The 1681-nt window shown below is 71.8% G+C and carries 1 protein-coding gene; it reads right to left on the minus strand.

All coding sequences use genetic code 11. The features are described from left to right. Positions 1-1544 (minus strand): N-acetylmuramoyl-L-alanine amidase (locus tag ACIBPB_RS33630; protein WP_396843258.1); only part of this gene is annotated, 1544 nt, incomplete at its 3' end. Positions 1545-1681 lie beyond the last annotated feature (137 nt).

Raw genomic sequence — 1681 nt, forward strand, 5'->3', positions numbered from 1 at the left:
GCGAAGGAGGAGCCGGTGGACAGCGCCACGTACACATCCGCCGCCGCGTCGTGGGTGAAGGTGACGATGTCGTCGCGGCCGTCGCCGTTCACGTCGCCCACGGCGGGGACCTCGGCGTTCGGGGCGAACCAGTCGTGCCACTTGGCACCGGCCAGGAAACCCGTGCCGGTGGACAGGCCGACGTACACGTCGGCCAGCGTGCCCTGGGTGAACACCACGATGTCGTCGCGGCCGTCGCCGTCGAAGTCACCGGTCAACGGGGTCTCGCCGGTGAGCCCGAAGTAGTCGTTCCACTTGACGGACGTGCCGGCGAAGCCGGTGCCGGTGGAGGTCGAGACGTACACGTCGGCGAGGGTGCCGTGGGTGAACGCCACCACGTCGTCGCGGCCGTCGCCGGAGAAGTCGGTCGGGGAGCCACCGAAGTACCGGGCGCCCGCTCCGCCGCCGCCCTGGTTGACCAGCGAGATGTAGTAGTTCCAGTTCCAGTTGGGTCCGGGATCGGTGTGGTCGTTGCCGGCGATCTCGTTGTGGCCCTTGATGCCGTTACGGTCCTTCGGGATGCCGTACTTGTCGCAGAGGTAGCGAGTCAGGGCCGCCGAGGAGCGGTACATGGCGTCGGTGAACCAGGCGGGATTGTCCACGTAGCCCTCGTGCTCGATGCCGAGTCCGTAGGCGTTGCCGGACCGGGCGTGGTAGGCGGTGTCGCCCTCGCGCACCATCTGGGTGATCTCGCCGTTGCTCGACTTGACGACGTAGTGGGCGCTCACCCCAGCCGACGGGTTCTGGAACCAGCTGACGGTGCCCGCGTAGGAGCCCTGGGTGACGTGGATGATCACGGTGGTGATCCGGCTGGACCGGCCGACCGCGTAGTTGGCGCTGTTCGCGGGCACCCACCGGGCCGGCGGATACTCCGGCACCGCGGCGGCGAGCGCGCCGGCCACGGTCGAGCCGGCCGGGGCCACCGCCGCGTACCGGCCGAGTTCCGGTCGCAGCCGGCGGGCCGGCACCGGCACGGGGCCGGGAATGCCCTGCTGCAACAGGTCGTAGACGGCGTCCGCGTACAGCCGGGCGGTCGCGTCGTCGGCGGCGCCGCTGTACCTCGCGACCACCGGGTACCAGGCGGTGACCCGGTTGCGGTCCGCGGCGGTCAGCCCTTCGGTGTCGGCGAGTTCGCGCAGGACCGCCGCACCGCCGCGGATGTTCGCCGGGGTGGCCGACTTCAGTCGCGCGACCGGCTCGCCGGTCAGCGTCGCCGCCCGTTCCAGCGTGTGCCGGGTGGGGTTGCTGGCCAGGTGCATCACCCCGTACCCGTTGGCCTGGCTGGGTTTGCCGCCGTGGGCGTCGAGCCGGGACTCGCCGTAGCCGACGGCGACCAGCACGTCCCTGGGTACGCCGAACTCGTGCGCCGCCCGCTGGAAGGCCGAGTCCACCGCGTCGCGGGGCGCGGCCGTGGCCGGCGTGGGCGGGGCCGCGACCGCGCCGGCGAGCGCCGCGGCGGCCAGGGCGACGGCGCCGCGGCGCCATCTCGATCGCGTTCCGGCCATCGGGGCCTCCCGTCCGGGGATCACAGGGTCGCCTCGTTGCCGAGGCCGAAGTAGTCGTGCCATTTGGTGCCGGCGGTGAAGGTGGTGCCGGTGGACAGGCCTACGTAGATGTCGTTGGTGGTGCCTTTGGTGAACAC

The sequence above is a fragment of the Micromonospora sp. NPDC049836 genome, from assembly GCF_044465125.1.
Lineage (GTDB): Bacteria > Actinomycetota > Actinomycetes > Mycobacteriales > Micromonosporaceae > Micromonospora.